This window comes from Streptomyces angustmyceticus (assembly GCF_040701845.1).
GTDB classification, from domain to species: domain Bacteria; phylum Actinomycetota; class Actinomycetes; order Streptomycetales; family Streptomycetaceae; genus Streptomyces; species Streptomyces angustmyceticus_A.
The window spans coordinates 159,031-180,795 of the sequence record NZ_JBFBHQ010000003.1 but is presented as its reverse complement, the minus strand read 5'-3'; the positions used below and the strand labels follow the sequence as shown (position 1 = coordinate 180,795).

Annotated in this window: 21 protein-coding genes; 16 read left to right on the top strand and 5 right to left on the bottom strand. The window is 75.5% G+C overall.

Going from position 1 to position 21,765, the window contains the following annotated elements:
- Positions 1 to 7 precede the first annotated feature (7 nt).
- The 3 genes from AB0411_RS08195 (at position 8) to AB0411_RS08185 (ending at position 2,289) form a co-directional block, all read left to right on the top strand.
- Positions 8 to 769, top strand: coding sequence for a hypothetical protein (locus AB0411_RS08195; RefSeq protein WP_366416451.1), 762 nt, complete (start codon positions 8 to 10; stop codon positions 767 to 769).
- Positions 770 to 1,056: 287 nt separating this feature from the next.
- Positions 1,057 to 1,707 (top strand): transglycosylase family protein, encoded by a 651-nt coding sequence (locus AB0411_RS08190; RefSeq protein WP_366416450.1) that lies wholly within the window; start codon positions 1,057 to 1,059, stop codon positions 1,705 to 1,707.
- Positions 1,708 to 1,917: 210 nt separating this feature from the next.
- The gene (locus tag AB0411_RS08185; protein ID WP_313772086.1) at positions 1,918 to 2,289 is read left to right on the top strand and encodes a hypothetical protein; all 372 of its coding nucleotides are present in this window, start codon (positions 1,918 to 1,920) and stop codon (positions 2,287 to 2,289) included.
- Between the two features lie 177 nt (positions 2,290 to 2,466).
- Here the strand turns inward: AB0411_RS08185 and AB0411_RS08180 are convergent, their stop codons facing one another.
- Positions 2,467 to 2,865, bottom strand: coding sequence for a hypothetical protein (locus AB0411_RS08180; protein ID WP_403146136.1), 399 nt, complete (start codon positions 2,863 to 2,865; stop codon positions 2,467 to 2,469).
- Positions 2,866 to 3,071: 206 nt separating this feature from the next.
- A complete protein-coding gene (locus tag AB0411_RS08175; RefSeq protein WP_366416448.1) occupies positions 3,072 to 3,359 on the bottom strand; it encodes a hypothetical protein in 288 nt (95 codons plus the stop codon).
- Positions 3,360 to 3,534: 175 nt separating this feature from the next.
- Here AB0411_RS08175 and AB0411_RS08170 point away from each other — a divergent pair, with 175 nt between their 5' ends.
- The 4 genes from AB0411_RS08170 to mptB all read left to right on the top strand — a co-directional run bounded on the left by AB0411_RS08170 (position 3,535) and on the right by mptB (position 8,719).
- Positions 3,535 to 4,665 carry a site-2 protease family protein gene (locus AB0411_RS08170; protein ID WP_366416447.1) on the top strand — a complete coding sequence of 377 codons (1,131 nt, stop codon included), beginning with the start codon at positions 3,535 to 3,537 and terminating at the stop codon, positions 4,663 to 4,665.
- Positions 4,666 to 4,789: 124 nt separating this feature from the next.
- A complete protein-coding gene (locus tag AB0411_RS08165) occupies positions 4,790 to 5,530 on the top strand; it encodes a PP2C family protein-serine/threonine phosphatase (RefSeq protein WP_366416446.1) in 741 nt (246 codons plus the stop codon).
- Between the two features lie 127 nt (positions 5,531 to 5,657).
- Complete coding sequence (locus tag AB0411_RS08160; protein ID WP_366416445.1) at positions 5,658 to 7,163, top strand: alpha/beta hydrolase; 1,506 nt, start codon at positions 5,658 to 5,660, stop codon at positions 7,161 to 7,163.
- 98 nt (positions 7,164 to 7,261) lie between these two features.
- A complete protein-coding gene (gene mptB / locus AB0411_RS08155) occupies positions 7,262 to 8,719 on the top strand; it encodes a polyprenol phosphomannose-dependent alpha 1,6 mannosyltransferase MptB (RefSeq protein WP_366416444.1) in 1,458 nt (485 codons plus the stop codon).
- On the opposite strand, the gene AB0411_RS08150 is transcribed toward mptB, so the two are convergent.
- Positions 8,652 to 9,686: a lysylphosphatidylglycerol synthase transmembrane domain-containing protein gene (locus AB0411_RS08150; RefSeq protein WP_366416443.1), complete on the bottom strand. Its 1,035-nt coding sequence runs from the start codon at positions 9,684 to 9,686 to the stop codon at positions 8,652 to 8,654. The two genes, mptB and AB0411_RS08150, sit on opposite strands and share 68 nt — an antisense overlap.
- On the bottom strand, positions 9,683 to 10,507 hold the full coding sequence (locus AB0411_RS08145; protein ID WP_366416442.1) for a PIG-L deacetylase family protein: 825 nt from the start codon (positions 10,505 to 10,507) through the stop codon (positions 9,683 to 9,685). Before AB0411_RS08145 ends, AB0411_RS08150 begins: the two co-directional genes overlap by 4 nt.
- Before the next feature lie 74 nt (positions 10,508 to 10,581).
- Between AB0411_RS08145 and AB0411_RS08140 the strand changes: the two genes are divergently transcribed.
- From AB0411_RS08140 to AB0411_RS08100, 9 genes are all read left to right on the top strand, one after another.
- The gene (locus AB0411_RS08140; RefSeq protein WP_366416441.1) at positions 10,582 to 11,697 is read left to right on the top strand and encodes a glycosyltransferase family 4 protein; all 1,116 of its coding nucleotides are present in this window, start codon (positions 10,582 to 10,584) and stop codon (positions 11,695 to 11,697) included.
- 41 nt (positions 11,698 to 11,738) lie between these two features.
- Positions 11,739 to 12,470 (top strand): class I SAM-dependent methyltransferase, encoded by a 732-nt coding sequence (locus tag AB0411_RS08135; protein ID WP_366416440.1) that lies wholly within the window; start codon positions 11,739 to 11,741, stop codon positions 12,468 to 12,470.
- Positions 12,467 to 13,855 (top strand): glycosyltransferase 87 family protein, encoded by a 1,389-nt coding sequence (locus tag AB0411_RS08130; protein WP_366416439.1) that lies wholly within the window; start codon positions 12,467 to 12,469, stop codon positions 13,853 to 13,855. The genes AB0411_RS08135 and AB0411_RS08130 overlap by 4 nt, the downstream gene beginning before the upstream one ends.
- 91 nt (positions 13,856 to 13,946) lie before the next feature.
- Positions 13,947 to 14,483, top strand: coding sequence for a hypothetical protein (locus tag AB0411_RS08125; RefSeq protein WP_366416920.1), 537 nt, complete (start codon positions 13,947 to 13,949; stop codon positions 14,481 to 14,483).
- 173 nt (positions 14,484 to 14,656) lie between these two features.
- Complete coding sequence (locus AB0411_RS08120; RefSeq protein WP_366416437.1) at positions 14,657 to 15,493, top strand: DUF4097 family beta strand repeat-containing protein; 837 nt, start codon at positions 14,657 to 14,659, stop codon at positions 15,491 to 15,493.
- 58 nt (positions 15,494 to 15,551) lie between these two features.
- The gene (locus AB0411_RS08115; RefSeq protein WP_366416436.1) at positions 15,552 to 16,550 is read left to right on the top strand and encodes an ATP-binding cassette domain-containing protein; all 999 of its coding nucleotides are present in this window, start codon (positions 15,552 to 15,554) and stop codon (positions 16,548 to 16,550) included.
- On the top strand, positions 16,547 to 17,344 hold the full coding sequence (locus tag AB0411_RS08110; protein ID WP_366416435.1) for an ABC transporter permease: 798 nt from the start codon (positions 16,547 to 16,549) through the stop codon (positions 17,342 to 17,344). Before AB0411_RS08115 ends, AB0411_RS08110 begins: the two co-directional genes overlap by 4 nt.
- A 165-nt stretch (positions 17,345 to 17,509) precedes the next feature.
- Positions 17,510 to 18,763: a cytochrome P450 gene (locus AB0411_RS08105; protein WP_366416434.1), complete on the top strand. Its 1,254-nt coding sequence runs from the start codon at positions 17,510 to 17,512 to the stop codon at positions 18,761 to 18,763.
- A 178-nt stretch (positions 18,764 to 18,941) separates the two neighbouring features.
- Positions 18,942 to 20,561: a protein kinase domain-containing protein gene (locus tag AB0411_RS08100; RefSeq protein ID WP_366416433.1), complete on the top strand. Its 1,620-nt coding sequence runs from the start codon at positions 18,942 to 18,944 to the stop codon at positions 20,559 to 20,561.
- A 69-nt stretch (positions 20,562 to 20,630) separates the two neighbouring features.
- Here AB0411_RS08100 and AB0411_RS08095 read toward each other — a convergent pair whose 3' ends face one another.
- Positions 20,631 to 21,599 (bottom strand): SCO2400 family protein, encoded by a 969-nt coding sequence (locus tag AB0411_RS08095; RefSeq protein ID WP_366416432.1) that lies wholly within the window; start codon positions 21,597 to 21,599, stop codon positions 20,631 to 20,633.
- Positions 21,600 to 21,765: the final 166 nt, after the last annotated feature.

Sequence of the window (21,765 nt, the reverse complement as noted above, 5' to 3'; positions counted from 1 at the left end):
AAAGTACGTGGAAACGAACGCCGCTCTTCTCGAACTCTGTCCGGAGCCCCTCGACCTGGGTGTTCCCGGCCAGTTGTCCCGCCCCGGCCGGGCCCGCCCGGCACCGCTCGCCGCCGCACCCAGCCCCGCTCACGACCACCCGGACGTCCTGTCCACCCCCGTTCCGATCTTCGTCGTCCCCATGGGATCCACCCCGTCCCGCGGCGCGGGAACGGCCCTGTCCCCCGACGGCTGCCTGGGCCTCAACGGCCACTCCAGGGCGACGCTCGACGGCGCGTGCCGCAGCTGGCTGCTGGCCCGGCTCCCCGACCGGGTGAGCGCCGCGATGGCCGCCGCCCCCCACTGGGAGCTGTACGGCACCCGTGGCCTGTTGGTCGTGGCCTGCGGCGACGACGCCCGCCGGATGGGATTCTCGGTGGAGTCGGTCCGCCCCACGTCCCCGCCGCACACCCCCTGCGAGGTGCTGACGGCCCAGGAAGCGCGCACCGCGGCGGGCCGTCCGTCCGCCGAGCGCGAGCGCCTCATCACCCGCTTCTGGGTCCGCAAGGACGCCGCGCTGCAGGCCGTCGGCCGCGGCCTGTCCATCGCGCCGGAACGCATCGAGGCCGGATTCCCCGCCGACCGCGGAACGGTCACCGTCCCCGGACCGTACGGCACCGAAGTCCCCGTTTACGTGCGGAACTTCTCCTTCTCCTCCTCCTACGAGTTCGCCGTCGCCGTCCCGGAACCCCTCGCCCTCACCCCCTCATTCGCCTATTCGGTCAGGTAAATGCCCGTTCCCACAGGGGCGGCGGGGGCACCGGACCGGAATTGCCGCGGCTGGCCGGAATTCGGACCTTGACGCGGGGCGGCGGCGCGGAAATGTGCGGCGCAATCACGGGCCGACGGTCCCTGAGAGGCGGGGATCCGGCGCTGCGCCCACCCGGGTGAAACTCGCGCATGTCGCGCTCCCCGGGGCCACGGAAAACCATATTGCCGGGTTAGTTGGTGCGTGCCCACCGGTCGTGGCGAGTACTCCGTCACGGCGTTGCCGGAGCACCGCGGAGGATTCCCGTCATGCCGTCGCCCCTCGCCAAACGGTCCGTCGAACCACTCCTGTCCGTGCTGCTGGTCCTCCTCGGCGTCGTGGGCCTGGCCTCCCTCACCGGCCCGAGCGCCGCGGCGGCCGGCCCGAACGCCGCGGACACCGTCCCGTCCGCGGACTCGCCCGGCCCCGACTGGGAGCGCATCGCCGCCTGCGAGAGCAGCGGCCGCTGGCACATCAACACCGGCAACGGCTACCACGGGGGCCTGCAGATCGACCCCGCCACCTGGCGCGCCTACGGGGGAAGCCGCTACGCCCCGCGCGCCGACCTCGCCACCCGCGCCGAGCAGATCGCCGTCGGCGAGCGCATCGCCCGCGACCGCGGCCTGTCCGCCTGGCCCAACTGCGCCCGGACGGCCACGAACGGCTCCGCGGGCAGCTCCGCCCCCGAGGCCCGGCAGGCGCCGGCGGCCGCCGGGGACTCCGCCCCGCGCGCCCGCACCACGCCCGCCGGCTCCAAGGCGCGCAGCTATGTCGTCCGGCCCGGCGACTGCCTCTCCGCCATCGCCCACCGCACCCACGCCCCGGGCGGCACCAAGGGCCTCTACGTCCGCAACAAACACCACCTCGACCAGGGCCCCGACCACATCTATCCGGGACAGCGGCTGCGGCTGCGGGGGTGAGGAGCAACGCCGCCTTCGCGGGCGGCGGGCGCACACCGCGGGCGGGGACCGTCACGACGCCGGCGGAGAGAGCCGTCACGGTGAATCCACTGATCGTTCAGGGTGAATGAGCGGGACGGGCCGTTGCTCAGGCTTGGTGGAAGGGGCGACGCCCGGTAGCAAGACCGCGGGGTACCCAACCGCGAGGTGCAGGAGCACACAGTGAAGAACATGGCACGCGTCAATTTGGTGATCGCAGGAGCTTGCGGCCTGCTCCTGGCGGCCGGGGCGGCGTCGCCCGCCCAGGCATGGGACGGGGGACCGTACGGCCTCGACGGGGTGTGGAACAGCGACACCGTGGCGAGCTTCCACGCCGGCTTCAGCTGCCGCAACCGGGCGAGGATCTGCATCAACGGCCCGCTGAACAGCGGCAACGTCTCGAACTCGCAGAACGTCCATCTGTCCGGCAACAACAGCAACAGCGGTAGCCCGACCAACGTCAACGGCAACACCAACGACGACGCCGGCGGCACCACCGGAGCCGAGAACAAGACCAGCAACGACATCCAGCACATCGGCCGCGGCGGCCGGCAGATCCTGTGATCCGACGCTGATCCGACCCTCCGGCCCCGGCTCGTCCGGGGCCGGAGGCGTGTGCGGCGGCTTCCGTCTTCCCGGGCCGCCGCGTCCGGACACGGCGATCGCCCGGCGGATGGTCCGCCGGGCGATCGCCGGACGGCTCCGGTCGTGGCCGGAGCCGTATGGGGGGTCAGGGTCCGGTCAGTGCAGGAAGCCTCCGAGGATGCGCTGGATGCTGTTGTTGCTGGCCGACTGGGCGCCGGTGGCGGAGTTCGCGCTGTTGGTCGACCCGTTGGTGTTGGCGATGTTGCCGCTGTTGTTCGGGTTCCCGTGGTTGAGGAAGTTGCCGCTGTTGAGGCTGTTGCCGCTGTGGACCGGGCCGTTGATGCAGGGGTGCGGCGACTTGACCACCGGGGACTTGTAGTTGAAGTCGGCCAGGCGGTTGTTGCAGACCACTCCGGAGACCATGCCGGTCACGGTGCCGAGGTCGGCGCCCACAGCGGCCGCGAGCAGCGACTCGCCCGGGATGCTCTGCGCACCGGCCACCCCGCCGCCGAACAGCACCAGCCCGCACGCCCCGACGACACTTCCCGCCTTCACGATTTTTCTCACGTCGCTCCTCGCCGATTCGTCCTTCTGATGCCAGACGTATCGTGCTGCCGGTGGCGGCCCGCATCGTCGTTCAACCCGCGGGGAGCAAAACGCTCGTCGGCGATAATCAGTCGGGTGGCCCAACAATTCGCGAGGGTGTCCGGGGCGGCGCCGGGGCGTACGGGGCATGCCGACGGGCCGGGCCCGACCGGGGACTAGAGCACCAGCCGTTCCGGCATCGGCTGCTCCACACCGTCCAGCTCCAGCGTGCAGCGGGGCATGGAGGGGACCAGGTGCGGCTGGCGCAGCAGGACGCGGAAGGGGTGGGCGGGCTCCTCGGGGAGTTCGCCGGTGAGCACGTTCATGCCGGGGCTGTGGTGCTTCCGGTACGCGACCACCTTGCCGTCGACCAGCAGCTCGATCTCCCCGGACCACCCGGGCCCGACGTTCACCGTGATCGAGTGATCCCCCTGGTCCAGGTGGAAGTGGTGGCTGTGTCCCATGGCGCACCTCCGGCGGTTCGGTCCGTACCCCCAGCGTGCCACCGGGACCGCGGGCGGGCCTTCCGTACCGCCGGTGCGGTCCGGGCGAGCGACAATTGTGGTGGGCGCCGGAGCACGGAGTGCGGGCCGCCAGGGCCCGCCCGCGGGCCGGGCGCCGGGCCGGCAGGAGACGACGATGAACGGCTCGGTCCGTGTCGGACAGGTGGTCGGGGTGCCGCTGCGCATGCACTGGAGCGTGCCGCTGCTGGTGGGCCTGTTCGCGTACGGGCTCGGCCATCAGGGCCTTCCGGTCTGGACGCCGGGCCGCTCGGACGGGGTCTACGCGCTCGCCGGTGTCGTCGGGGCGGCGCTGCTCATGGGCAGCCTGCTGCTGCACGAGACGGCACATGCCGCGACCGCGCTGCGCAAGAAGATCTCGGTCCAGGACGTGACGCTGTGGGCGCTGGGCGGCACGACCCGCATGGGGCGGCCGCAGTCCGCGGCGGCCGCTTTCGCCGTGGCCGTCAGCGGGCCGCTGACCAGCCTGGTCATCGGGGGTGTCGCGCTCGGGGCCGGGTTCGGGCTGCACGGGCTGTCCGGTTGGGCGGTGCCCTCCGTCGTCCTGGCATGGCTGGGCTGGGCGAACCTGTTCCTGGGCGTGTTCAACCTGCTGCCCGCGGTGCCGCTGGACGGCGGGCGGGTGCTGCAGGCGGTGCTGTGGTGGCGCACCGGGGACCGCGACCGGGCGGATCTGGCGGCGTCCCGGGGCGGCCAGATCATGGGGCTGCTGCTGGTGGCCGCCGGCTGGATCTCGGTGCTCCGCGGGGGACCGGGCGGGCTGTGGATCGTCTTCATCGGCCTGTTCGTCCTGATCGTCGCCGGGGCGGAGCGGCGCCGCGCCGCCGTGCACACCGCGCTGCGCGGGATCCGGGTCGCCGATGCCATGTCGAGCCCGGTGGTGACCGGCGCCGACTGGCTGACCGTCGGCCGCTTCATCGACGAGGTGGCCGTGCACGCCCGCCACTCCGCGCTGCCGCTGCTGGACTTCGAGGGCCGCCCCAGCGGCATCGTGCAGCTCAGCCGGCTCGCGGCGGTGCCGGGGCCGAGCCGGGAGACGGTGCGGGTGCGCGAGGCGGCCGTCCCGCTGTCCCAGTGCGCGACGGCCGCTCCGGACGACCTGCTGAGCGAGGCCCTGGAGCGGATCAACCTGCGTACCGGCGCGCGGCTCCTCGTCGTGGACGCGGGGCACCTGGTGGGGATCGTCACCGGGAAGGACATCGCCCGGCTGATGCGGCGCACCACCCTGAGCGGCCGGGGGACCGGCTGACCGGCCCGCGCCGCCGGCGGCGGTGTCGTCGGCGGGCGCGCGGGGCCGGCCGGTGGCCACAATGGGGGTACGGCACGCCACGGGGGACCGCGGGGCCTGCCGCAGCGGAGCACCGGAGCGGGAGATGCCCTACGTCACCGTGACCGCACTGAGCCACACCGGGCTGATCCGCGAGCACAACGAGGACAGCCTGGTGGCCGGCCCCTGGACGCTCTGCGGCACGGTGACCGAGAACCCGCAGACCCTGGTGTTCCCGGTCGGCACCCCGCTGGTCGTCGCGGTCGCCGACGGCATCGGCGGGCAGCCGGCCGGGGAGGTGGCCAGCGCGCTGGTCGTCCGGCACCTGGCCGCGCTCGGCCCGTCGCTGGAGACCGACGACGCGGTCCACGACGTCGTCGAGCTCTGCAACCGGGCGGTGTACGCGGCCGCCGAGCGGGACCCGGAGCTGACCACCATGGGCACCACCGTCGCCGGCGCGGTCGTACGGGAGAAGTCCGTGGTGGTGTTCAACGTCGGCGACAGCCGGGTGTTCGAGGGGGCCGGGGAGGACCTGCGCCGGGTGAGCGTGGACGACAGCCCGCCGCTCCCGCCGGGGCGGCGCACCACCTCCCTCGTCACCCAGGCGCTGGGCGGCGCCCCGGAGTTCAGTGCCGTCACCCCGCACCTCACCACCGCGCCGCTCGCGGCGGGCGACCGCTACCTGGTGTGCACCGACGGGCTGACCGACCCCGTCCCCGAGGACGAGGTCGCCGACCTGCTGCGGCGCCACAGCGGCGGCCGGGCGGCCTTCGAGCTGTGGAAGTCCGCCATCGAGGCGGGCGGTCCCGACAACATCACGCTGGCCCTGCTCACCATCGGGGAGTGACCCGCTCACCTCCGGGGAGCGCGACCGCCCGGCGAGGGGCGCCACCGGCGGGTCCTCGGGAGAACCCCACCGCGGTGCTACCGGCAGCCGGATGGGCAGCGGCCGGCCACTCAACAAGCCTTGGCCCATGACGACTTACCCGCATCGCGCCCTGGCGCTCACCCTCTCCGCCGCGGCCGTCGCCGCCACCCTGGCCGCCCTCGCCCCGACGGCCCGCGCCCAGGCTCCCGGCACGACGGTGCCCGCCCTCTCCTGGGGGCCGTGCGCCGCTCCCGGTCTTCCCCGGCAGGAGTGCGCGCGGCTGCCCGTACCGCTCGACTACCGCGACCCCAATGGCCCGCAGCTCACCCTCGCCGTGTCCCGGGTGCGCAGCGACCGGCCCGCGGCGCGGCGGGGCACGCTGCTGATGATCCCCGGCGGGCCGGGCGGCTCCGGGGTGCCGCGGCTGACGGCGAAGGGGGCGGCGCTGGGCAAGGAGCTGGCCGGTGCCTACGACCTCGTCACCTTCGATCCGCGGGGCACCGGCGGCAGTTCGGCGGCGGGCTGTGCGCTCGCCGCGGACGACCGGCACCTGGTGGCCCTGCGGTCGTGGCCCGCGCCGGACGGCGGCATCACGGAGAACGCCGCCCGGGCCCGGCGGATCGCCGCCGCCTGCGCCCGTCACGGCGGTGCCGTGCTGCGCAGCCTGTCCAGCGCGAACGAGGCGCGCGACATCGACCGCCTCCGCCGGGCCCTGGGCGAGGAGAAACTGTCGGCCTGGGCGGCCTCGTACGGGGCGTACGTCGGGGCGGTGTACGCGCAGAAGTACCCGCGGCACACCGACCGCTGGGTGCTGGACAGCTCCGGCGACCCCGACCCGTCCCGGGTGGAGCGGGGCTGGCTGGCGAACCTGGCGGTGGGCACGGAAGACCGGTTCCCCGACTTCGCGGCCTGGGCCGCCGACCCGGCCCGGAAGGACGAGGGGCTGCGGCTGGCCGAACGCCCCGAGGACGTACGGCCATTGGTCCTCGCGCTGGCGGCGGAGCTCGACCGGACGCCGAAGGAGTCCGCCACGAAGGGCGTCCCGCTGACCGGCAACCTGCTGCGCCAGGCCCTGCTGGACGCCCTGTACAGCGACGCCTCCTTCCCCGGGTTCGCCCGGCTGGTCCGCCAGGCCCAGGACCCGGACGCGACGCCGGTGCTGCCCGGTGCCCTCGCCGGGCCCCTGCCCGACGAGAGCGCCGCGGCCGTGCTGGTCACCCTCTGCAACGACGTGCGCTGGCCGGCGTCGGTCCCCGCCCACCGGCGCGCGGTGGCCGCCGACCGCGTACGGCACCCGCTCACGGCCGGGATGCCGGCGAACCTCACGCCCTGTTCCTTCTGGAAGGAGGCGCCGGCGGAGCGGCCCGCGCGGATCACCGACCAGGGCCCGTCCAACATCCTGATGCTCCAGAACCGCCGGGACCCGGCCACCCCGTACACCGGCGCCCTGAAGATGCGTCAGGCGCTGGGCGGCCGGGCCCGCCTGGTCACCCTGGAGCACGGTGGCCACGGGGCCTACCTGGCCAACGGCACCGCCTGCGGCGACCGGGCGGTCACCGCCTTCCTGACGACGGGCCACCGCCCGCGGCGGGACGTGCGCTGCACCGACTGACCCGGCGCCGGTGAACGGGCCCCGCACGGCACACGCGGACGGGCGACATGTCCGGCCGCGTGCGCCGTACGGGCCGCCCCCGCGTCTAGGTTGGCCGGATGAGCGCGGCAGGGGTCACCGTCCGGGGCGAGGTGCTCCTGGGCACGCTGGGATCCGTGCTGCTGGGCGTCGGCGGATGGGGGTCGGGGGCACTGCCGCACGGCGTGCCCGACGGTCTGTGGGGACGGCCCGGCGAGGTGCTGCGGTGCGCGGGCGTCGCCGTGTCGTACGCGGGGCTGGTGCTGCTGATCGCCGCGTGGTGGCGGCTGGGCACCCGCGTCGCGGACGGGACGGCCGGCGGGTGGCGGCCGCTGCGCACGGCGCTGTGGTGCTGGGTGCTGCCGCTGCTGCCGGGCCCGTTGCTGGGCAGCAGCGACGCCTACAGCTACCTCGCCCAGGGCGCGCTGGCGGGCCGCGGGCGCGATGTGTACGCGCTGGGCCCGGCGGCGCTGGGCGGCCCGCTCGCCGCCAATGTGCCCGGGATGTGGCACGACACCCCGGCCCCGTACGGCCCGCTGTCCGTCGCCGCGGCGCGGGCCGTGGTGGCGGTCACCGGGGAGCAGCACGTGGTGGCCGGGGCCCTGGGCCTGCGGCTGGTGGCGGTGGCCGGGCTGGTGCTCATGGTGTGGGCCCTGCGGCGGCTGGCGGCCGCGTCGGACTCGGGCGCGGCCGGTGCGCTGTGGGCCGGTGCGCTCAGCCCGCTGGTGCTGCTGCACCTGGTCGGCGGGGCGCACAACGAAGCGCTGATGCTCGGGCTGCTGACGGCCGGTCTGCTGGCGTTCCGGCGGGGGCGCTGGGCCGTGGGGACCGTCGTGCTGACCGCGGCGGTGCTCGTGAAGGCGCCCGCCGCGGTGGCCCTGCTGTGCGCGGCGGCGGTGTCCGTGGCGGGGCGCGACGGTGCCGGGCGGCGGGTACGGCGGGCGGCGGGCATCGCCGCGCTGGCCGCCGCCGCGCTGGTGGCGGGGGTGTTCCTCTGCGGCCAGGGCTGGGGGTGGCTGTGGACCCTGCGCACACCCGCCGCGGTGCACACCCTGCTGTCCCTGAGCACGGACGCGGGCCATCTGCTGGGGTGGCTCGCGCAGGGGCTGGGGTGGGGCACGGCGGCCGGGGCGATGACCGCGGCGCGGCTGGCCGGGCTGCTGGTGGGGCTGGGCGCGGTGGGCTACTGGGTGCGGTGCGCCCCGCGCGCCGGCGCCGAGCGGGCGACGGGGACGGCGCTGCTGGTGCTGGTCGCCGCCGCTCCGGTGGCGCAGCCCTGGTACGCGCTGTGGGCGCTGGTGCCGCTGGCGGCGGTGTCCTGGCGGCGGCTGGCGGGGGGCGGCGCCAAGGCGGCGGTGGTGGCGCTGACGCTGGCGGTGATGCCCTCGGGGCAGGGGCCCACCTGGGCGAGCGGGCTGGCGGCCGCCGCCGGGGGAGCGGTGGCGCTGGCGGCGGTGCTGCGGTGGGCGGCTAGGGAGCGGCCGGGGCCGGTGCCGGACGCCGTCGTCCCGCGCGCAGCAGCCAGAGCGCCCCGGTGAGCGCGCCGAGCGGGATCTCCAGCAGATGCGTGAACGTGGCGAACAGCAGCATGGCGGAGGCCACGGCGGCGGGCGCGCCCCCGAGGGCGACCAGCGCGAGCGCGGCGGCGCACTCGGTCACGCCGATGCCGCCGGGGGTCACCGCGATCTGGGTCAGCAGCCGGCTGGCCGCGAACACCGCCAGTGCCTCTCCCGGGCCCGTCCCGGCGCCCGCCGCCTGCAGACAGGCCAGGAACAGGGCGCCCTGTGCCGCCAGGGTGGCGGTCATGCCGCACACCAGCCGTACCCAGGAACGGCGGACGACGTCCCGGCTCTCGTCGCGCAGCCGCACCGCGAGCTGCCGGGCCCGCCGGGCGGTGTGCCGCAGCGGGCCGGCCGGGGCCGTCGGCCGGCGGGTGCCGGGTGCCCGTCGGCGGTGGCGCAGGGCAGGCCACCCGGCCGCGAGCGCCACGGGCAGTGCGAGGACCACGCCGCCCGCGGCCGCCGCCCAGCCGATGCCCGGGACGGGGCTGCCCGCCAGCAGCAGTGCGCCCACCGCCGACAGCACCAGCCGGGCGGCCACGTTGCACACCCCGGTGAGCGCGACGCACACGGCGACGGCCCCCGGCGGATGCCCCCAGCGGCGCGTCATGGCGTAGGTGACCGCGACGCCCGCACCGCCGCCGAGCGGCAGCAGATTGCTCACCGCGCTGCCGGTGCAGTTCACCAGCAGCGCCTGACGAAGCGTCAGTCCGGGGAGTGCGGCGCTGAGGACGTAGGTGTAGCTCCACAGCGCGGCGGCCGCCAGGGCGCACAGCAGCGCCACCTGCGGGCCGCCGACGTGCCCGAGCTGGGTGCGGACGGCGGCCCAGTCCGTGCCGGCCGCCCGCGGCAGGGCCAGGGCCAGCAGGACCAGGCCGGCCGCGGAGGAGAGCAGGCCCAGCAGCCGCAGGGCGGACTTCGGCAGCCGCACGGTGCGCGGTGTCATCGGCCGCGCGCCGCCGCCCCGGCGCCCGGCAGGGTGGCGAGCGGATCGCGCAGGACGGGCCCGGCGGGCAGCCCGCGCTGGATGTACCACTCGGTCCCCAGCACCTGGCGGAAGGCCGGTCCGGGCAGCCGGCCCAGGGCGGCCAGGGTGCGTTCGGAGTCGCCGCCGCGGGCCTGGCTGAGGTGCGCGGACATGCTGGCGCGCTTGGCCCGCCAGTGGCGTTTGACCGGTACCCGGTGGGTGATCTCGGCGCGTGCGCCGTACGCCTGCCGGAAGGAGTCCCGGTCGAACTGCGGCGGGAAGCGGTGGACCCAGGAGGCGGCGCGCAGTCCGCGCAGCAGCAGGGTGCGGTCGACGGTGGCCTCCAGCACCACCGGGGTGCCCGCCATGCGGGCGGCGCGGTAGCCGACCCGGTGGACCTGTACGTGATCGGGGTGCCCGTAGCCGCCCGCCGGGTCGTAGACGGTCAGCAGGTCGGCGCGCTCTTCGGTGAGCAGGGCCGCCAGGCGGGCGGCCGCCTCGTCGACGTCCGCCGCGGCGAACGGCTCGGCGCCGGCGCGGGCGGGGGCCGGGGCGGGCTCGTGCCCGGAGTCGGCGTAGCCGAGGAAGGCGACCCGGGAGCAGCCCAGGATCCGGGCGGAGGCGTGCGCCTCGGCGCGGCGCACCGCGCCCAGGCCGCGCTCGCGCAGGGCATCGGGGGCCAGGCCGCGCTCGCCCGACGTGGCCAGCACGAGCACCACGCGGTGTCCCTGGCCGGCCAGGCGCGCCATGGTCCCGGCGGTCAGCAGCGCCTCGTCGTCCGGATGCGCATGAAAGAACAAGCACGTATGTCTCACGAACCATGCTTTACCACCCCATACTGGGGAACTTCACGCCCCATGTCGGAAGTGCAGCCATGATCCTTCACATTTCAGACTGCTTTGCTCCGCGGACGGGAGGTATCGAGATCCAGGTCGCCGCCCTGGCTGCCGCGCAGCACCGGGCGGGCCAGGCCGCCGAGGTCGTCACCGCGACACCCGCCGCCCCGGGGGCGGCGGCCGCATGGCCGTACCCCGTGCACAGGATCAGCGCGCGGCTGCCCGGGCAACTGCCCGTTCACCCCAGGGCGGGACACGCCATCGACCGGCTGTTGACGGAGCGTCACCCACGGGTGGTGCACGTCCACCTGGGTGCGGCCTCCCCGTTCGCCTGGGCCGCGCTGGCCTGCGCCCGGCGGCGGGGCATCCCCGCCGTGGCCACCGTCCACAGCATGTGGGACCCGGTGGTGCGCGCCCTCTACCGGCTGTTGAGCCGGACCGGGCACGGGCCCACCGCTCCGGTGGCCGTGACGACCGTGAGCACCTCGGCCGCCCGGCTGATCCGGCAGGCCCTGCCGGACGTCCGCCCGCGCGTCATCCCCAACGGCATCGACGCCGCGTGGTGGCGCAGCCCGAAGCGCGCGGTCGAGCGCCAGGACGGCCGGGTGCACGTCGTCGCCGTCGGCCGGCTCGTGCCGCGCAAGGAACCCATGGAGCTGCTGGCGGCGCTGCACTCCGCCCATGCCCGGATGTCCCGCGGGGGCACCGCGCTGCGCGCCACGTTCGCCGGTGCCGGGCCGAGCGTGCGCCCGATACAGCGCTATCTGCGCCGCAACGGGATGGACAGCTGGATCCGCCTCGCGGGCCGGCTGCAGCCCGGGGAGGTGCGGGAGCTGCTGGCCGGGGCGGACCTGTTCGTCAACCCCTGCCGGCGGGAGTCCTTCGGGATCGCCGCCCTGGAGGCGCGCACCAGCGGACTGCCGGTCCTCGCCCGGGCGCACACCGGCGTCGCCGACTTCGTACGGCACAACCGCGAGGGCGCGCTGTGCGGCCACTCGGCCTTCGCCCTGGCCGACGAGGTGCTCTGGCTGGCCCGCACCCCCGGGGCCCGGCGCAGCCTGGCCGCACACAACTGGGAGACCGAGCCGGTGCACTGCACCTGGCCCGTGGTCACCGAAGCGTTCGCCCACGCCTACGACGACGTCACCCGCTGACGCCCCGTCATCCCGCATACGTCCGGCGGCCTCCCGGAAGCATGGCCACCGCAACGGCCCGGAAGGTTCTCATGCACCGCCTCCTCGACCGCGCGCACCGCGCCCTCTTCGCCGCGCTCTCCCTCATCGGCCTCCGCGGCCAGGGGCGGGTCCTGCACTGGTACTTCGACTGGTGGCACCGGCGGCCCGACCCGTGGGGGCTGGCCGTGGACGACTACGAGCAGTTCAAGTACGCGACGACCCTGCGGCTGCTGCCCCGGCGCCCCTACCGGCGGATCCTGGACGTCGGTTGCAGCGAGGGCACCTTCACCCACCGCCTCGCGGCGGCGTTTCCGCAGGCCGACATCACCGGGGTGGACATCTCGGAGCGCGCGCTCGCCCGCGCCCGCACCCCCGTGCAAGGGCGCACCCCCGCGCCCCGGTTCACCCGGCTCAACATCCTCACCGCGCCGCCGCAGGAGCGGTTCGACCTCGTCTTCTGCGCGGAGCTGCTCTACTACCTGGGCCGGCCGCAGCACCTGCGGCGGGCCTGCGCCCATCTGACCCGGGCCGTGGCCCCCGGCGGGCTGCTGGTCCTGGTGCACCCCTGGCCGGAGTCCCGCAGGTTCTGTGCGTACTTCGAGGCCGTCGCCGGGCTCCACCGCGTGATCGAGCATGTGGAACCGGACTCCTTCCGCCCGTTCGCCGTCACCGTCTACGAGCTGCCCGCCACGCCCCGTCCCGGGCACCCCCGGGACGAGTGCGCCGGTGCGGAACCGGGCCGCGGAGCGTGAGCCCCGCGCTGCGCGCCCCGGCCGCCGGCCCGCCGCCCGCCGGTCCGCCGGGGACGCGGCCGGGCCGGCGCCGCATCGAGGGGGCGCGCCGCCTGCTGGCCCGCCGTCCGGGCACGGTGCTGCTCGTCGCCGCCGCGGCGATGCTGCTGCTCACCTGGATCCCGGCCTGCCTGCAGCCGGGCATGGTGGATCTGCGGGTCTACCGGAGCGCGGCCCCGCACCTGCTCGGCGGCGACCTGTACGCCTTCCGCCTGGACCTGCCGGGGCCCGACCTCTTCCCGCTGCCGTTCACCTATCCGCCCTTCGCCGCGCTGCTGTTCCTCCCGCTCTCCTGGATGCCGTGGCCGCCGGTGAGCGCCGCCTGGACCGCGGCCTCGATCCTGGCGCTCTGCGTCCTGGTCCACTGCTGCCTGCGGATGGCCGACCCGGACGCGCCGGCCGCCCGGCACCGCCGGCGCGTCCTGCTGTGGAGCGCCGCCCTGCTGTGGACCGAGCCGGTGGCCGTCACCCTCGCGCTCGGGCAGATCAACCTGCTGCTGGCAGCGGGCGTCGCGTACGCGGTCGGGCGGCGCTCGGCGGCGGCCGGGCTCGGGGTCGGCCTCGCCGCCGGCGTGAAGCTGGTCCCGGCCGTCACCGGCGTCTACTTCCTGGCGCACCGGCGCTGGGCGGCGGCGGGCTGGTCGGCCGCGGCCGGCGCCGCCACCGTCGCGGCCGGCTGGTGGGCGGCGCCCCGGGCCGCGGCCGACTTCTGGCTGCACGCGGTCGGCGACGCGGCCCGGGTGGGGCCGGTCGGCTCGGTGCTCAACCAGTCGCTGCGCGGGGCGCTGTCGCGCACCCTCGGCCACGACGCCGGCTGGTCCGCCGTGTGGTGGGCCTGCGCGATCCCGGCCGTGCTGCTGGCGCTGGCGGCCGTGGCGCGCACCGTCCGCCGCGCCGATCCGCTCGGCGCGCTGCTCGCCGTGCAGGTCCTCGGCCTCCTGGTCAGCCCCATCTCCTGGTGCCACCACTGGGTCTGGGCCGTCGCCGCCGTCCTGTGGCTGGCCCACGCCCCGCACCGCACCCGGGGCCGGACCGCGGCACTGACCGCGTGGGGCCTCGTCCTGGGCGGGCACCTCGTCCACTGGCTGGCGCTGGCCCAGCCGGACATCTGGCGGTTCGGCCGCCCCTGGTACCTCGCCGCGCTCGGCTGGGGCTATCCCGCCTGCGCCGCGCTCACCCTCGTCACACTGCTGCTGCCCACGGCGGGCGAGCGCGCGGGGAGCCACCCGGGGAGCACCTCGGGGAGCACTTCGGGAAGGCCCGGGGGCCGGGGCGGCCGGGGCGGCCGGAGGCCGGAGCGGGTGCCGGCGGCCGACCGCCGGCCGCACCCGGATGGCGCCACCTAGACGACGCATACCGCCACCGTGGCAGCACGCGGCGCCTAGGTGGCGCCATATGAGCTTGCGGTGGCGCCATGATGGTGCCACTATGACGGACATGGACCTCACGCCGTACGTCGACACCCTCCGGAACGAGCTCGCGGTCGCCGCCGACGCGGGCGGGGAGGAAGCCCGCGCCCTGGCCGAACGGCTCACCGCGCCCCTGGAATCGGCCGCCCGGCTGACCCTGCTCAACGCCCTGTCCTCCGCCATGGCCGAGGTCACCCGCGAGCTGGCACCGGGCTCGGTCGACGTCCGGCTGCGCGGCCTCGACCCCGAGTTCGTGGTGACACCGTCGCCGGCCCCGGAGTCGTACGGGGAGACCGGGCCGCCCGAGGGCGCACCGGCCGGCCCGCGGGCGCCGGCGCCCGCCGCTCCCGTGGACGGCGACGAGGGCGGCACCGCCCGGATCAACTTCCGCCTGCCGGCCCCGCTCAAGGCCCGGGTCGAGGACGCCGCGGGCCAGGAGGGCCTGTCGGTCAACGCCTGGCTGGTACGGGCCGTCGCCGGCGCCCTGGAACCGGGTGAGGGCCCCCGCCCCGCCGGCCGCAGCCGCCATGGGGGCCGGCAGGGGTACACCGGCTGGGTCCGCTAGGCGCCTGCCCGGGCAGCCGGGCCCCCGGCAGTCCGGGCTCCGCCCCGGCCGCCGGGCCCCGCCCCGGTCGTCAGGTGGCCGGCCCCGGCCGCGCGCCCGGCACACCGCACCACTCTTCACCTCACCCGCCCCACCGGCGGGGAGGACTCCACAGCCATGAGGACGGGACAGCCATGCCTGCTTTTGACACCCCCGAACCGATCAGCGTCACCCTCGAATTCGACCTCGGCACCGCCCGGATCACCGCGGGCAAGCGCACCGACACGGTCGTCGAGGTGCGCCCGGCCGACGCCACCGCGGACGTCGACGTACGGGCCGCCCAGCAGACCAAGGTCACCTGCTCCGGCGGCAGGCTGGTGGTCAAGGGCCCCAAGAAGCGCTCCCTCTTCGGCAAGTGCGGCTCGCTCGACATCACCATCGAGCTGCCGGCCGGCTCGGACGTCCTGGGCACCTCGCCCATGGCGGACTTCACCTGCGCGGGCCCCCTCGGCGAGTGCCGGCTCAAGACCTCGCTCGGCGACCTCCAGGTCGACGAGGCGCAGGCCGTGAACCTGCGGACCGACTACGGCGACATCCGGCTGGCCCGGTCGGCCGGGGACGCCGAACTCGTCGCCGCCGGCCGGATCGAGGCCGGTGAGATCGCGGGGGCCGCGGTGGTCAAGAACGGCAACGGCGCGACCACGATCGGCGAGGTCACCGGCGCGCTGCGGGCGAGCGCGTCCAACGGCCTGATCTCCGTCGGCGTCGCCCACGCCGGGGTCGAGGCCAAGTCCGCCAACGGCGCCATCCGGATCGGTGAAGTGGCCCGCGGCCGGGTCGTGCTGCGGGCCGCGGCCGGCGACCTGGAGGTCGGCATCCGTGAGTCCACCGCCGCGTGGCTCGACGTGGCCACCGGCGTCGGCAGCGTGCACAACGCCCTCGGCCCGTCCGACGGCCCCGGTGACGCCGCCGAGACCGTCGAGGTGCGCGCCCACACCAGCCTCGGCGACATCGTGATCCACCGCGCCTGACCACGGGCCGCCGGCCGCTCCCGGCCGGCCACCGCCCCTCTTCGAGACAGGAAGTGTCATGATCATGATCAACGCTCCGGTCCGCCCCCGCCCCGAGGCCGTCACCGCGGAGGGGTTGGCCAAGTCCTACGGCGACAAGGCCGTGCTCGACGGCATCGACCTGCACATCCCCCAGGGCACGGTCTTCGCCCTGCTCGGGCCCAACGGCGCCGGCAAGACCACCACCGTCCAGATCCTCTCCACCCTGATCCCCGCGAGCGCCGGACGGGCCCGGGTCGCGGGCCACGACCTGCTCCGCGAGGCCGGCGCCGTACGCGCCGCCATCGGCGTCACCGGCCAGTTCTCCGCGGTGGACAACCTGCTCGACGCCCGGGAGAACCTGCTCCTGATGGCGGACCTGCACCACCTGGACCGCCGCGAGGGCCGCCGGCGCGCCGGCGCGCTCCTGGACCGCTTCGAGCTGACCGAGGCCGCCGCCCGGCCCGTCGCCACCTTCTCCGGCGGCATGCGGCGCAAGCTCGACCTCGCGATGACGCTGGTCGGCCGGCCGCGCCTGATCTTCCTCGACGAGCCGACCACCGGCCTCGACCCGCGCAGCCGGCGCACCATGTGGGAGATCATCCGCAGCCTGGTCGCCGACGACGGCGTCACCGTCTTCCTGACGACGCAGTACCTGGAGGAGGCCGACCAACTCGCCGACCGCATCGCCGTCCTGGACCACGGCAAGCTGGTCGCCGAGGGCACCGCGGACGAGCTGAAGCGGCAGATCCCCGGCGGCCACCTCCGCCTCCGGCTCGCCGGCCCGAGCGAACTCGCCGCGGCCGCCGCCCTCTTCCCCTCCGCCGCGCGCGACGACGACGCGCTCACCCTGGACATCCCCGGCGACAGCGGCATCCCGGCGCTGCGCGCCGTCCTCGACACCCTCGACCGCGCATCGGTCCGGGCCGAGGCGCTCACCGTGCACACCCCCGGCCTCGACGAGGTCTTCCTCACCCTGACGGGCCGGACCCCGCAGTCCGGCGCCGCGGTCAACTCCCTCCAGGAGAACGCCCGATGAGCACGCACGCCCACGCCCTGCGCGACTCGATGACGATGCTGCGCCGCAACCTCACGCGCGCCCGTCGCTACCCGTCCCTGACGCTTCAGGTCGTCGCCATGCCGATCGTGATGCTGCTGCTCTTCGTCTTCGTCTTCGGCGGCGCGCTCGGCAACGGCATCGGCCTGCCGGGCGCGGCGAACGACCGCGGCGCCTACGTCGACTACGTCACCCCGGGCATCATCCTGATGGCCGTGACCTCCGGCGCCATCTCGACGGCCGTGTCCGTCTCCCTCGACATGACCGAAGGCATCATCAACCGCTTCCGCACCATGGCGATCTCCCGTGCCTCCGTGCTGACGGGTCATGTGGTCGGCAGCGTCATCCAGACCATGGTCAGCCTGGTCCTGGTCGTCGCCGTCGCGCTGGCGGTGGGTTTCCGGCCGCACGCCACTCTTGCCGGGTGGCTCGCCGCCCTCGGCCTCCTCACCCTGCTCGCCTTCGCCCTCACCTGGCTGGCGGCCGCGATGGGCATGGTGGCCAAGACCGTCGAGTCCGCCAGCAACGCCCCCATGCCGCTCACCTTCCTGCCCTTCCTCGGCAGCGCCGTCGTCACCCCCGACTCCATGCCGGCCGGCCTGCGCTGGTTCGCCGAGTACCAGCCCTTCACCCCCGTCAACGAGACGCTCCGCGGCCTCCTGCTGGGCACCGAGATCGGCAACAACGGACTCATCGCCGTGGCGTGGGGCGTCGGTCTCTCCCTGGCGGGCTACCTGTGGGCCCGCGCGGCCTTCCGCCGCGGCGCCACGCGCTGACCGGCGCGCGGCCCACGGGCCACGGGCGCGCCACGTTCCACGGGCCGCCGCCGCCCGCCCGGCGCGCCGCCGCCCGCCCGGTCCGCCGCCTGCGCATCTCGCGTCCCGCATCTCGCGTCTCGCACCCCGTGCCTCGCACTCCGCACTCCGTATTGGAGGACACCCATGCATCCCGAACCGCCGACCCCTTCCCGCGCCCACGGCCAAATCCCCGCCGCTGACCCCGACCCCGCCCCCGTCACGCTCCCGACGGCCCGTACCGCGGGCTGCCCCTTCGACCCGCCCGCCGAGCTGGCCCGGCTGCGCACCCAGCGGCCGCTCGCCCGGATGCGCTACCCCGACGGGCACCTGGGCTGGCTGGCCACCGGCTACTCCGCGGTCCGCGCGATACACGCCGACCCCCGCTTCAGCTCCCGCTACGAGCTCCTGCACAACCCGTTCGAGGGCGGCCCCGCCGGCCCCCTGCCCCCGGCCCCGGTCGGTGACCTCACCGGGCTCGACGCACCCGAGCACACCCGCTACCGACGGCTGCTCATGGGCAAGTTCACCGTCCGCCGGATGCGCGCGCTCACCACCCGCTTCGAGGAGATCACCGACGGACACCTGGACGCCATGGAGCGCCGGGGTCCGACGCTGGACCTGGTGGAGGCGTACGCCAAGCCCCTGCCGGCGCTGATGATCTGTGAACTCCTCGGTGTCCCGCACGCCGGCCAGGAGGTCTTCCAGCGTCATACGGCGACGCTGATGACCCGCAGCGCCACCCAGGAGGAGGTGGTCGCCGCCATGACCGCGCTGCAGGACACCCTGGCCGCGCTGGTGACGGCCAAGCGCGCCGCCCCCACCGACGACCTGCTCAGCGACCTCACGACCACCGACCTGACCGACGAGGAACTCGCCGGCATCGGGAGCTTCCTGCTCGCCGCCGGCCTCGACACCACCGCCAACATGCTCGCGCTCGGCGCCTTCGCGCTGCTGTCCCACCCAGGCCAGCTCGCCGCCCTGCGCGCCGATCCTGGCCTGGCCGCCCCGGCGGTCGAGGAGCTGCTGCGCTACCTGACCATCGCCCACACCGGGGCACGGACCGCGCTGGAGGACGTCGAGGTGGCGGGCCACCTCATCAGGGCGGGCGAGACGGTGACCCTCTCCCTGGAGGCAGCCGACCGCGACCCGGCACGGTTCCCCGACCCCGACACCCTCGATCTGCGCCGCGGGGCCACCGGGCATCTGGCGTTCGGCCACGGCATCCACCAGTGCCTGGGCCAGCAGTTGGCCCGTGTCGAGATGCAGGTCGCCTTCCCCGCGCTGTTCACCCGCTTCCCGACGCTGCGGCTGGCGGTCCCGCCGGAGGACGTGCCCCTGCGCGACGGCATGAACATCAACGGGGTGCACCGGCTCCCCGTCACCTGGGACGCGGCGTAGCCGTCACGAGGCGCGCGGCACACGGCGGTCGCGGCCGCCACGGGGGCGGCCGCGACCGCGGCCACGAGCGCGGCCGCGCCCGCCGCCCGCTCGTGGAGGAACCCGTTCGCACTCCAGTACGTCTTCCCGCGTGCGTGTTGGCGTCGACGGTCCCTGGAGGAACCCGGTGGAGCACAGGATGTTGGGCCGGCGGTACGAGCTGGTGGAGCGGCTCGGGCACGGCGGGATGGGCACGGTGTACCGGGCGGTCGACCACCGGTTGCGCCGCACCGTCGCCGTGAAGACCCTCTCCGCCGAGCTGGCGCTGCAGCCCGAGTTCCTCACCCGCTTCCAGCGGGAGGCGCGCGCCGCCGCCGCGCTCAACCACCCCAAGGTGGCCACCGTCCACGACGTGGGCGAGGACGCCGACGGCGGCGCAGCCGAGCCGTATCTGGTCATGGAGTTCGTCGCGGGCCGCAGCCTCGGCCACGTCCTCAAGGACGGCGCACTGCCGGTCGCGCAGGCGGTCGGCATCGCGGGCCAGGTGCTGGAGGCCCTGGAGCACAGCCACGGGCACGCCATCGTGCACCGCGACATCAAGCCCGCGAACGTCATGCTCACCGGCACCGGCCAGGTCAAGGTCGTCGACTTCGGCATCGCCAAGGCGCTCACCGAGGCGGCCACCCGGCTGACCGGCACGGGCGTGGCGGTCGGCACCCCCGCCTATCTGGCCCCGGAGCAGATCAACGGCGCCGCGACCGACCACCGCACGGACCTCTACGCCGTGGGCTGCCTGCTCTACGAGCTGCTGACCGGCCGTCCCCCGTACACCGGCGACTCCCCGTTCTCCGTCATGCACCAGCACCTGGCCGCGGAACCGGTGCCCCCCTCCCAGCTCCGCCCGGAGCTGCCGCCCGCCGTCGACGCGGTGATCGCCCGCGCGCTGCGCAAGGACCGGGAGGACCGCTTCACCCAGGCGTCCGAGATGCACCGGGCGCTCGATGCGGCCTCCCGCGCCCCCGCCGCACCGGCACCCCTTGTCCGGACCCCTACGACCGTCGACCCGGCGCCGGCCCGCCATGCCGCCCCTGCCCCGCCCGACCTCGCCACACCCGGTCCGGGCACGGCCGATCCCGTAGCGGGGCGGCCGGTCGTGGCGGGGCGGTTCGGTTCGCCCGTGCCGGGAGGTTCTTCCGTGCCGGGCAGCTCGCCCGCGACCCCGAGCGGCGGCCGGGACGCGGCAGCGCCCCGCCGGAAACCGGCGCGGGTGGTCCTCCGCCCGACGGCCGAGGGCGCGGTCGCCCTGCTCGGCTGCTTCCTGTCCCTGGTGATATCCCGGACCGACATGATCGAGGCCGGCCAGTTCAACCGGGTCGCGCTGCTCGCCGCCGTGGCGGGCGCGGTGCTCCTGCTCTGGTCGGCGCGGCTCGCCTGCGCGGTGGCCTGGGGCCCGGTGGCGGAGGCCGTCGCCACCTGGTCCGAGCTCGCCCGCGCCAACGTCGGCTGGGAGACGCACTACGTCGTCATCGCCCTGGTCCTGGGCATCGTCGCCGCCCTGTGCCTGATCGCCGGCTACCGCGACGAGGAGACCGGCGGGTTCGCCCTCGTGGCGTTCTGGTTCACCGCCCTGGCCGCGGTCTGGTTCTTCCTGGACGACCTCCGCAAGATCGGCGTGTTCTACGTCCTGCTCCTCGCCGTCCCGCTCGCCATCGGCGCCCAGGTGCTCAAGTCCCGCACCCGCCCGCGCCACCCGCTCCCGGCACCGCCGGCCTCAGCCCAGGCACAGCCCGCGCCACGGCGCACACCCGACACCGCATGAGCCGGGCGCCCACGGGTCCGTGACCGCTCGTCGGGACGGGCCGCGAGCGGCCGCCCGCGGCCTAGGCCCTCACTCGACGCAGACCAGCCCCAGCAGGCACACATGCGACGGTGAGGTCGGCTCGGCCGCCGGCGTCGTCGGGGCGCTCGGCGCGGGCGACGTGGCCGGCGCGCTGTCCGACGGCGCCGTGATGCCCGAGCCGTCGTTCGCGTGCCCGCCGGAAGCGGGGGCGGACGCCGGCGGCGTGGCGGCGTCGGTGTGGCCGGTGTGCGTCTGCCCGGACGAGCCGGGCGTTGTGCTGTGCTGCGTCGTGCCCGAGGAGACGTGCTGCTGCGCCGGGGCGTCGTGGTGCGGCTGCTGCCGGGGCGCCGGCGTGGCGGCGGGCGGCGTGGCCGCGGCGCTGTCCGGCCGGTGGTCCGTCTTGTGCGGACGCGCCGGGGAGTGCCGGGACGCCTCGGCGTCCGGCTGCTCCGACGAGGAGGCGGCGGCCTCCGTACGGGGCGTGCCCACGCTCCCCGGCTCCGGCGACGAGGCCGCCTGCGCATGGCCGTTCGACGGCTTGTTCTGCAGCAGCGAGACGGTCAGACCGCCGCCCACCAGGGCAAAGGCCGTAGCGGCCGCGGCCCGCCGCCGATGCTTCTTCCACCGCGCCAACTGCCGGCGCCGAGCCGCCCGGCCCTGCCCGGTACCGGCGGCGGCCCCGGTGACTCCGGCGGCACCCTCGGACGACTCGTCGTCCGCGGCATCCGCCCGCACCTCACCCTCCGGCTCCGGCGCACCGCTCCCGAACGCCGAGGCCCCGAACGCCCCGGCTCCGAACGCCGTCGCCCCGGCCGGCTGAGCGGCGGCATGCTGCCGAGCACCCTGCGAGAACCCCGCAGCGTCCTCCTCCGCACGCCATGCCTCCCACTTCTCGGCAGCGGACATCGCGCGCTCCCGGCGGTGGGAGGGCGGCGCTATGTCGGGCGCGTAGTCCCCGCATCCGGGGCACACGAGGGCCCCGTTGAGGTTGCGGCGGCACGAGGTGCAGTAGTCCATCTGCGATCTTTCTGTGCTGACTGCGCCGCCAAGGACGCCGGCGACCTGATCAAGTTCGCACGCGGGATCGAGCGGGCTGTAACGCTAACCGCACCCCCGTCGGGCAAAGCGAAGATGGTGTAACGCTTCCGTGCAGATCCCTCACCAACGGACCCCACCGTTCCGG

Coding starts and splice junctions, on each gene's coding strand:
- AB0411_RS08190 (WP_366416450.1), top strand. CDS start 1,057: ATGCCGTCGCCCCTCGCCAAACGGTCCGTCGAACCACTCCTGTCCGTG.
- AB0411_RS08185 (WP_313772086.1), top strand. CDS start 1,918: ATGGCACGCGTCAATTTGGTGATCGCAGGAGCTTGCGGCCTGCTCCTG.
- AB0411_RS08175 (WP_366416448.1), bottom strand. CDS start 3,359: ATGGGACACAGCCACCACTTCCACCTGGACCAGGGGGATCACTCGATC.
- AB0411_RS08170 (WP_366416447.1), top strand. CDS start 3,535: ATGAACGGCTCGGTCCGTGTCGGACAGGTGGTCGGGGTGCCGCTGCGC.
- AB0411_RS08165 (WP_366416446.1), top strand. CDS start 4,790: ATGCCCTACGTCACCGTGACCGCACTGAGCCACACCGGGCTGATCCGC.
- AB0411_RS08160 (WP_366416445.1), top strand. CDS start 5,658: ATGACGACTTACCCGCATCGCGCCCTGGCGCTCACCCTCTCCGCCGCG.
- mptB (WP_366416444.1), top strand. CDS start 7,262: ATGAGCGCGGCAGGGGTCACCGTCCGGGGCGAGGTGCTCCTGGGCACG.
- AB0411_RS08150 (WP_366416443.1), bottom strand. CDS start 9,686: ATGACACCGCGCACCGTGCGGCTGCCGAAGTCCGCCCTGCGGCTGCTG.
- AB0411_RS08140 (WP_366416441.1), top strand. CDS start 10,582: ATGATCCTTCACATTTCAGACTGCTTTGCTCCGCGGACGGGAGGTATC.
- AB0411_RS08135 (WP_366416440.1), top strand. CDS start 11,739: ATGGCCACCGCAACGGCCCGGAAGGTTCTCATGCACCGCCTCCTCGAC.
- AB0411_RS08125 (WP_366416920.1), top strand. CDS start 13,947: ATGGACCTCACGCCGTACGTCGACACCCTCCGGAACGAGCTCGCGGTC.
- AB0411_RS08120 (WP_366416437.1), top strand. CDS start 14,657: ATGCCTGCTTTTGACACCCCCGAACCGATCAGCGTCACCCTCGAATTC.
- AB0411_RS08115 (WP_366416436.1), top strand. CDS start 15,552: ATGATCATGATCAACGCTCCGGTCCGCCCCCGCCCCGAGGCCGTCACC.
- AB0411_RS08110 (WP_366416435.1), top strand. CDS start 16,547: ATGAGCACGCACGCCCACGCCCTGCGCGACTCGATGACGATGCTGCGC.
- AB0411_RS08105 (WP_366416434.1), top strand. CDS start 17,510: ATGCATCCCGAACCGCCGACCCCTTCCCGCGCCCACGGCCAAATCCCC.
- AB0411_RS08100 (WP_366416433.1), top strand. CDS start 18,942: ATGTTGGGCCGGCGGTACGAGCTGGTGGAGCGGCTCGGGCACGGCGGG.
- AB0411_RS08095 (WP_366416432.1), bottom strand. CDS start 21,599: ATGGACTACTGCACCTCGTGCCGCCGCAACCTCAACGGGGCCCTCGTG.